7 protein-coding genes are annotated in these 8570 nt (G+C 44.9%); 2 read left to right on the forward strand and 5 right to left on the reverse strand.

Features of this window, described 5'->3' with window-relative positions; translation table 11 throughout:
• The first annotated feature begins 291 nt into the window (after positions 1-291).
• The gene (locus L1D44_RS21450) at positions 292-1956 is read left to right on the forward strand and encodes an ammonia-forming cytochrome c nitrite reductase subunit c552 (RefSeq protein ID WP_239893230.1); all 1665 of its coding nucleotides are present in this window, start codon (positions 292-294) and stop codon (positions 1954-1956) included.
• Between the two features lie 123 nt (positions 1957-2079).
• Here L1D44_RS21450 and L1D44_RS21455 read toward each other — a convergent pair whose 3' ends face one another.
• Positions 2080-3060 carry a tetratricopeptide repeat protein gene (locus L1D44_RS21455; protein ID WP_239893231.1) on the reverse strand — a complete coding sequence of 327 codons (981 nt, stop codon included), beginning with the start codon at positions 3058-3060 and terminating at the stop codon, positions 2080-2082.
• Between the two features lie 279 nt (positions 3061-3339).
• Between L1D44_RS21455 and L1D44_RS21460 the strand changes: the two genes are divergently transcribed.
• Positions 3340-4329: a hypothetical protein gene (locus tag L1D44_RS21460; RefSeq protein ID WP_239893232.1), complete on the forward strand. Its 990-nt coding sequence runs from the start codon at positions 3340-3342 to the stop codon at positions 4327-4329.
• A 132-nt stretch (positions 4330-4461) separates the two neighbouring features.
• On the opposite strand, the gene L1D44_RS21465 is transcribed toward L1D44_RS21460, so the two are convergent.
• From L1D44_RS21465 to L1D44_RS21480, 4 genes are all read right to left on the reverse strand, one after another.
• A complete protein-coding gene (locus L1D44_RS21465) occupies positions 4462-6081 on the reverse strand; it encodes a BCCT family transporter (protein WP_239893233.1) in 1620 nt (539 codons plus the stop codon).
• 407 nt (positions 6082-6488) lie between these two features.
• Positions 6489-6992, reverse strand: coding sequence for an ACT domain-containing protein (locus L1D44_RS21470; protein WP_239893234.1), 504 nt, complete (start codon positions 6990-6992; stop codon positions 6489-6491).
• 265 nt (positions 6993-7257) lie between these two features.
• Positions 7258-7872, reverse strand: coding sequence for a hypothetical protein (locus L1D44_RS21475; protein ID WP_239893235.1), 615 nt, complete (start codon positions 7870-7872; stop codon positions 7258-7260).
• 87 nt (positions 7873-7959) lie between these two features.
• Positions 7960-8436 carry a hypothetical protein gene (locus L1D44_RS21480; RefSeq protein WP_239893236.1) on the reverse strand — a complete coding sequence of 159 codons (477 nt, stop codon included), beginning with the start codon at positions 8434-8436 and terminating at the stop codon, positions 7960-7962.
• Between the last annotated feature and the right edge of the window lie 134 nt (positions 8437-8570).

An 8570-nucleotide genomic window follows, 5' to 3' on the forward strand; every position in this document is an offset into this window, starting at 1 on the left:
CACTATAGGTATACCCAAATAGAGGTATAAGTTAGATTTTTCTCATCCTTTTGATAACAAACTTTTAAAATTTTATTGATCATCCTCACGTTGCAACTAATAAAAAGTTATTTATTAACCAACCTCGTGATAATAATAAAAACGTCCAAATGGTTACTCGGATAAATAACCAAAACAAAAAGTAAGTTAACAAACAAATAAAGAAAAAACTAATTCAAACATTAAATCCGCACCAGATGGAATTAATGAAAAGTTATAAAACTTAATAAAACAATAAAGTTAGGAGTTGTGATGAAATTACAAAAACTCGCAATAGCAGTTGCAGTAATGACGGCATTATCGGCTTGTAGTGATGACGATGATAAAACTAAGATCTGTCCAGATGGAACTGAGCTAGATTCTGCGACAAATGAATGTATTGTGGTTCCTCCTGTCGAGCCACCAGTCGAGCCTCCTGTCACCCCACCAGAGGAGACTGACTATTACAACAGCGATAACTGGGAAGCAAGCTTCCCAGAGCAATACAAGACTTGGGCGCAAACCTCAGAAAGCAACCCTGCATCGGGTGTACCAACGGATCTACTCGAAGCGAATCCGAATCTCGTCAGCGCTTGGGCAGGCTATGGTTTTGCTAAGGACTATAATCGAGCCCGTGGCCACCACTTCGCCCTAACAGATATCATTAAAACTCTACGTACCGGTGCGCCAATGGTTGGCCATGATGGCCAAATTGTCGGTGAAGCAATGGCTGCAAGCTGCTGGTCATGCAAAACAACTGACCTGTCACGTATGTATGATGAGGTTGGTGAAGGTAAGTTTGCAGACAACGGCTGGTCGGTGTGGGGCGAGGAGATGTCTAACACCATCGGCTGTGCTGACTGTCATGAGCTAGGTGAAAACGGCCTACGCCTCAGTCGTCCATATGCATCTCGCGCTATGGATGCAATCGACATGACCTTTACTGCACAGGACCATAACAGCCAAGCAAGCCAAACGTGTGCTCAGTGCCATGTTGAATATTATTTCGATGGTACAGACTCGAAGAAAGTTCGTTACCCATGGGATCATTGGGTACCAGGTGTAGAAACCGACTATGCCAATATTGTTAATTACAAAGGTGATGATGGTTTGTATAAAGGCTTTGCTGCAGAGGCCCAATTAGCTTTCTATGATGAAAAGAACTTTAAAGATTGGACTAACGCCATCTCAGGTGCCCCATCATTAAAAGCACAGCACCCAGAGTATGAGAACCAGCTAGATCGAGCAGATCATATGATGAGTAATCATCTAGAGTTTAGCTGTAATACCTGTCACATGCCTAAGGCAACCAATGCCGACGGCGTTGAATACTCAAACCATAAAGTGACATTCGATGCCACTAAACTACCTGAAAGCTGCACAGGTTGTCACGATGCCGAAGCGTTCGAGTCTAAGTTTGAAAAACGTAAAGCCGAGATCAACAAGCTACGCTTTGAAGCCGATGGTACGGATCCTCGTCTCACTGAAGCACACTTCAAAGCACAAGCGATTTGGGCCGCTAACGGTATCGAAGGTCTAGAAGCGGGTAAGACAATTGGCGAAGCAAAAGCGGCTTATGAGGCGGCACTTGCAGCGGACAATACGCTCGCTAACGAAATGACTAGCCTATTGACTAAGGTACGTAATGCACAATGGTTCTGGGATAGCGCAACCGCCTCTCATGGTATCTTTGCTCATAACCCAGAAGAAGCTAAGCGTTTGCTTAACAAGGCAAACACCATCTTAGATGCGGCAATAGTCGAAGCCGACACCTTGCTTGCTAAGTACGATGCTGATTATACGTATGATGCAACTAAGTACGATACTAAAGCTAAGGTACAGCCTCTTGCCGGACTTAACTTAGAAGCGATGAAAGCGAGTAAAGAAGAGTTCATTAAGGAGCGCGTTGAGAAAGAATGGCCTGCAACACTGCACTAGTCATTAATCTAGTCCAATAAACCATCATCTCGAGCAATGCCGGTCTTTCCCACAGACCGGCATTTTTTAGCTCAGCCCCCAAGCATCGACTGATAACATCAGCGCTGTGAAGCCATAACCCTCTTATTGACTTGTCTGGCAGTTTTGAAATTGACTCTCGATACAGCGCCGACTTATCGCCTCCGCTTGCTGCAACTGCAGCTCACTAAGCCTAGCGCTGATTAGCTTTAGTCGCTGTTTAGCCATCTCATTTCCTTGATGGCTGGCCGCATCTAGCCAAACATAAATTTTGATTAAATCAGGCTCACCATTGAAGCCGTTATATTCCAGCGTCGCGATATCCACTTGTGCCTCTGCTAAACCAAGGGCAGCGGCCTGCCTCAGCCACTGCTTACCTTTAACGGCATCCACGTCTCCAAACACGCCCTTAATATAGCCCATGCCAAGCTGATGCATCGCCGGAGCAAAACCCCGTTCAGCACTGAGCAAGTACCAATCGAGTGCCTGCTGAGGCTGGTTATATTCATCTAAATAGAGGTTGCCGAGCACATAGGGCGCTTCGCTATGACCATTGCCACTACTTAGCTTTAGCCACTTTAGAGCTAAGCTAAGATTTTGTTCAGCACCGATCCCGTCCATATCCATGAGACCCAACATAAACTGCGCCTCATCTTGATAGCGAAGCGGTTGCTGATGCTCTGCTAGGGAGTGGCTATTGGCCAGTTGCTCGTACCAGTAGCGGGCCAGTTTAGGATCCGCCAGCCCTGCTACCCCACCTCGATACATCTCGGCCAACGAATATTGTGCTTCTGGCATGCCTTTCTTGGCCGCTATCCGATAAAAAGCCATTGCACGCTTTTTATCAAGTTCGACCAAAATACCTTTGGCGTACAGGTACCCCAAATTAGTGGCTGCGTTGACATCGCCTTGTGCGGCATTATCGATACACTTCTGAGACACACTATCGGCGAGCCCGGCTACCGCATAATTACACCAAGGATCGAAGATCGGCGCCGACACCTTAGGTGCCAGCTCCACAGGCTGCAGGGCGCTGCACCCCGTCAAAACAAGTGTAATCAGTGTGGCTAATGAAAGTATCCGCATAAACAACCCACAAACAAAGTACAAAAAATCTTAAATAACAGCGACAAGCGATAGCTGAACTATTCACTCCCAGTATTCATCGGCGGCCAACATAACCAATTTATCCTCCTGATGATAGCCAAAATCATCAAATCGCCAGCATCTGCAGCAACCCGTTAAAAAAAATGGCTAACGGCTCATAAATTCCAACCTCGACTCTAAGGCTATATGTGGATTTTATATAAACTAAAAAACGACTAACCCTATGACAAACATACATAATTGAATGATGGAGTAGCGATGCCAATTCGTGGGATGAATGAATTAATGCAATATGTAGCGGCCGACGACTTCGAATGGCTAAAAGCCAATGACGCCGCAAGCAAGTTCAACAGTATCTATGAAGGTGAACAAGGCATCGCCATAATCGATAAGCTTAGAGGTGCTGGCGTGTTCAGCGATGAGGATATCTTCCTCCAGCTATATTGCGACAAAGAACAGCATATGCATGACTGGCATAACCAACAATGGCAAGGTAAAACCGCAGCACTGTTCAGCATTCTTGAGCATTACCCACGAGATGGTAGCCTAACCATTGCCGATGCACCTGTAGGACCTTGCTATGACATGGTTTATCACATTAGCAACGACTTTTTCTTGCCTATGATCAAGCGCTTGGTAGAGCTTGGCTGCGAATTAGATCAGAACAGCTTTTTAGAACATGTGTACGATGGCAACGACGATCCAGAGTATCAACTATATGATTTTCTTATTGGCCACTACCAAGAGTTCTCAAGCCAAGCACTCGCTACAACCTGCGCCGCCATACTCAGCCATGAGGCCTATGAAACGGAACTTGAAGATAAAAATCAGCAGATTATCAGCACCATGCTCGCTAAAGGCGCCGATTTAAATGCTCGCGTTAACGATAATAGCTGCGTTGCCGACTACGGCTCGCTATTTGTCGCCTTCTTCGCCCTCGCACCAGAGTTACTCGAATTTCAGCCATTAATTGCCAAAGACTACTTACCCAGTGAAGAAGCCGTAGAAGAGATTAACTGGGAATATGTGGTATTAGAAAATGAATTTGGCCCAACACACCTAGCGGTACTGGCTAACTTAGTCGCCAGAGGCGCCGAGTTACCATTAGATGAAATAGCCGACAGCCTAGAAGAAATTTGGCATTACTTAAATGAGCAGGTCATCGAGCACGATTCAACGAGTGCGGCAGAGCACCTCAGAGACTTTGATCTCATGGCTTACGCTAAAACAGTAAGAGCGTTAAGCTAAAAACCATCGTCCTACGATTGTAAAGCAGCAAACTTATGTCGCCTTAATCGTGCGACATAAGTTTACTTATCGAGCTAAGAGTCATGCTAGGAGCCGAATTAGCGGCAAGAATACCACTTACCAGCAGCCTTCCTAATTAGTCGTGCTTAACGGCTTAGGCGCTTTTAACGAAAATTGCTGCTCCGCCATCGCCTTAGCCATTTTCGGGGCATGCCACAGGGTTGGTAACAACACAAACGACACGGGCACTGCGGTGATCACAATAAAGGATTGTAAGGCGGAGATCCCCCCTGATCCCATTGCAATCAATGCGATAGCAACCAGCCCCATTAATATGCCCCAAAATGCGCGCATTGCACCACTCGGCTCGGTCGTTCCGCTGACAACCACACTAATGGTATAAGTCATCGAATCACCCGTAGTTACGATAAAGGTCGTAGTGAGGATTAAAAACAGAATCGCAATCAGCGTCGGCATAGGTAGCTGAGAGGTGATCGCCAACAACACGCCAGGCAAGTTAAAACCTTCAAATGCTGTCGAGATCACCCCCGGATTAGCCAACTCGAATGCCAGTCCTGAGCCACCCACAACGCTAAACCAGAAACAGGTGATCAGCGGGGCAATAATCGAGATCGACAGGATCAACTGACGAATCGTACGCCCACGAGAAATACGCGCAATGAAAATAGCCATCATAGGGCCATAACCAATAAACCAGCCCCAGAAGAATACCGTCCACCAACTGAGCCAATTGGCGTCACCACGGTAGAGTGACATAGGCACAAAGTTATTCACCATTCTCGCCACGCCCTGCAGGTAGCCATCGACGATAAAGCTGGTTGGGCCAAATAATAGAATAAAGATGATGAGTGCCACTGAAAGCAAAATGTTGTAGCGGCTGACCAGCTGAATACCGCGGCTTAAGCCACTTAATGCCGACAAGGTGTACATGGCGATGGCAAACACCACCACCAAACTTTGGGTCATAAGAGTGTCTTGCACGCCAAACAGCGCATTAAGCGCGTAGCTAATTTGCAGGCCGAGGAAGCCGATTGGACCAATCGTACCCGCGGCCACCGCGATAATACAGAAGGTATCGGTTAAGGTGCCAATCCAACCATTCAGCGCCTTGTCACCAAAGATGGGATACAACAAGGTGCGCGGTTGTAGCGGCAAGCCTTTGTCGTAGTGCAGGTGCATCAACACGATTGCCGCTAGGCTACCGAGTATCGCCCAAGCTAGAAAGCCCCAATGCAGGAAGGATTGTGACAGGGCATTGATCGCCAGAGTGCGTCCCTGTGCTTCACCATAAAAGGGTGGCGAGGAGACAAAGTGAGCGATAGGCTCTGCCGCCGCCCAAAACACGCCACCACCAGCTAACAGGGTACACAGAATAATGGCCAACCATTTAAAGGTATCCATCTCCGGCGCCTTGAGATTACCCAGAATGACATCACCCGTTCTGGCAAAGGCTAGATAGAGACCAATAACAAAATTAGCCAGCAGTAGCACTTGCCAAAATGGGCCAAACCATTGGGTAACTTTAGAAAATCCAACTTGAATAACGTTGGAGAGTGCGGAGGTATCGAAAACAGCAAGCAGTACGAAGAGAACTAGAAAGCCGCCACTTAACCAGAGTACTGGACTGGAAAAGGCGTTTACTGTAGTTGATGAACTTCGCTCGGGTGGATGGGCCGCAAGGTAATTTTCGTCTGTTGACTTACGATCAACAGATTGTGTCAAATTCGACATTAAGTATTCGCTTTTGTCATCGCCAGCTATGAAATAAGAATCTGTTTATTAAGATATATTTTCAAGCTGAGCCGGTGAATTTTCCTCGGCTATTGCAAAGACAAATAGCGACTTTGTAAAGGTTGAGGCTGTAAAAGGGGCGATATTTTAACACATTCGAAAGTAGGAATAAAATCGAGCTCAGTAACAGGAAAGTCGTAGTGAATATTAGTAAGTAGTGGATTATTTTACTTCTTGCGCTATTTCAAGCGTTTAATCTGCTCAGTTATAGAATCATTAAATAGCAAATTAGAGCCTTAATAAGCCCTTAAATTGTGGGGGTAATGGTTATATTTACGTAAGACAGCTTATTTTAAGCCTGTGCATTCATAACGGCTCAAATGCACAGGCGCAATAACAGGAGTCGCTTAGATCTGACTCACTCTCACATCTTCACCTAAGCCTTCCAGTGACTCGATTACCCTCTGGTTGGTGATAGACTCAGGTATCGCAAGGGTTAAGGTTGAAGAAAACACCGCTGTACCCATACCGATAACAGCTACTCTATGACTATCTAAAGATTCCAGTTCAACCTCAAGATCGGCCATAGCATTATCTATATCGCGTGTGAGACCGGGACGGTCATTACAATCAAATTGCAGTTTGACCTCTTGATATGCGCTCGGAGTACGCTGAGCGACTAAGTCATAGGAAAAATACATTGCAGGGAAATGAGCCTCAAAGTCTGACTCAAGTAGAGGCAAAGATTCCGCCTCGATAGTCATCTCAAACAGAGCAGTAAAATGCCCGCCTAATTTTATGACCTTACTCATCAGCCATTCACCACCATGTTTACGGGTGATCTCAGCCAATGATTTGATAATGCCAGGTTCCGTCACACCACTGACAGTGGTTACAAAAGTTTTCTTCATATGAAGTCCCCTCAATACAAAAGAACATACAGTGAAAACGAATCACTCGACATACAAGCTTATCGATAGAACCAATTTAGCACAGCCACAGTGCTATACCAATCTCATTAACTGAACTTAACCTTTATTTCGGTGTGATTATCCAAGCAGCCACTCTTTAACAGGCTATAGCGCCAAGATGGCGGTATAGCACAGTGCTCTTATAGTTGGATGTTACAAGAGAAATGCTATACCACTCACCATTAACCACTATGGATATTGATTGCTATTGGTAACTAGCCTCAACGAAGGTTACCGGGCCTAAAACGCCCTCTTTGGAGATGCTTCTAACCTCAAAGCGATTCATACCAGATTGCAATGTCCAAGTGTACTCTTCAGATTGATGAGCTACCCAATCACTTTGATTGATTTTGATTTGGTAATGAGAAAACTGCTGCATATTATTATATAAGCTCAGTTTAATTTTCCCCTGCGCTGCAAAGCGCCACATATTATCAAGGTAGTCCTGTTCTGATTTAATCTGATGTTGCTGCATCACTGACTGAAAACTACCACTTTCATTAGGTAAAGCCGACATTGCAAAAAACGTCTGATTCAATTTTGGATAGGCAATATCAACCTCTTTGGTAAACAGCTTAGTATTGTCAGCGCCCATGCCTTGAAAGGTTAAAAATGGCTTGTTTGCCTCCATCAATAACACTGTACTCTGCTTTTTATCGTTAAACAGCTGGGAAGAAACATGGTAACCAAAATAGTTGCCTAAAAAGGCACTATAACCGTCATAGTACTCCTGCAAGTTAATATCATTAGCTTTAGCAAAATTATTAGTCACCACGAATGAAATCTGTTGATACTTGCCCTGCAGCTTAAGCTGGTACATGTCATGGATATTGAGAAACTCGCCATTGTGTTGCGCATAAGTGCTAAATTGAGGATCAAAGAAAATCCATTTGTTTAAATCGTTCGACTACACCTCTGTCGCCACATGTCCTTTACCCCAACCACCATAAGCAACATCGCTTGACTGCAAACCTATCTGCCTTGAATGATGCCCCATTGCAGATAAGATATCGGCCATCACCTTGCCGTACTCAACACAGCGATACCGTTCACCTTGCTGATGCACTGCTTTTAAAATATCTAGCGAGCTCATGCCTTTCGGTGCTTCGTTCAAACCATCATGCTGCCATTGGCTAGCCACCCAATCCATCACCTCAATAAACAATTGCGGCTCTGTTACATTGGCAAACTTTGCCCGCTCAAATACATACGCAACAAGCGCTGGATCTTGCTTAAAACTTGCCTCTTGTGCAGCAACAGGCATGATCGACTGGTAATTGTTACTATCGGTAACTTCAACTTTGTGTAATTCGTTAGCCAATAACGTTGCCGGAAGCAAAGCTGCGACACACAGCACTTTCAATTTAATTAGTGAGCCTAACAATATTAAATTCCTTTTAAATTATGATGTAACAATCAATTTTCATCAGCTAGATAATCGAGTTTCAAATCAAAAAATACGCCTTAAGTTGTGCTTACGCAACAAACAAAAATAGTCTATTAAAAATACATTTAATC

The sequence above is a fragment of the Shewanella sp. Isolate13 genome, assembly GCF_022398325.1.
In the GTDB taxonomy this organism is placed as follows: Bacteria; Pseudomonadota; Gammaproteobacteria; order Enterobacterales; family Shewanellaceae; genus Shewanella.

Coding starts and splice junctions, on each gene's coding strand:
- L1D44_RS21460 (WP_239893232.1), top strand. CDS start 3,340: ATGCCAATTCGTGGGATGAATGAATTAATGCAATATGTAGCGGCCGAC.
- L1D44_RS21465 (WP_239893233.1), bottom strand. CDS start 6,081: ATGTCGAATTTGACACAATCTGTTGATCGTAAGTCAACAGACGAAAAT.
- L1D44_RS21455 (WP_239893231.1), bottom strand. CDS start 3,060: ATGCGGATACTTTCATTAGCCACACTGATTACACTTGTTTTGACGGGG.
- L1D44_RS21470 (WP_239893234.1), bottom strand. CDS start 6,992: ATGAAGAAAACTTTTGTAACCACTGTCAGTGGTGTGACGGAACCTGGC.
- L1D44_RS21450 (WP_239893230.1), top strand. CDS start 292: ATGAAATTACAAAAACTCGCAATAGCAGTTGCAGTAATGACGGCATTA.
- L1D44_RS21475 (WP_239893235.1), bottom strand. CDS start 7,872: ATGTACCAGCTTAAGCTGCAGGGCAAGTATCAACAGATTTCATTCGTG.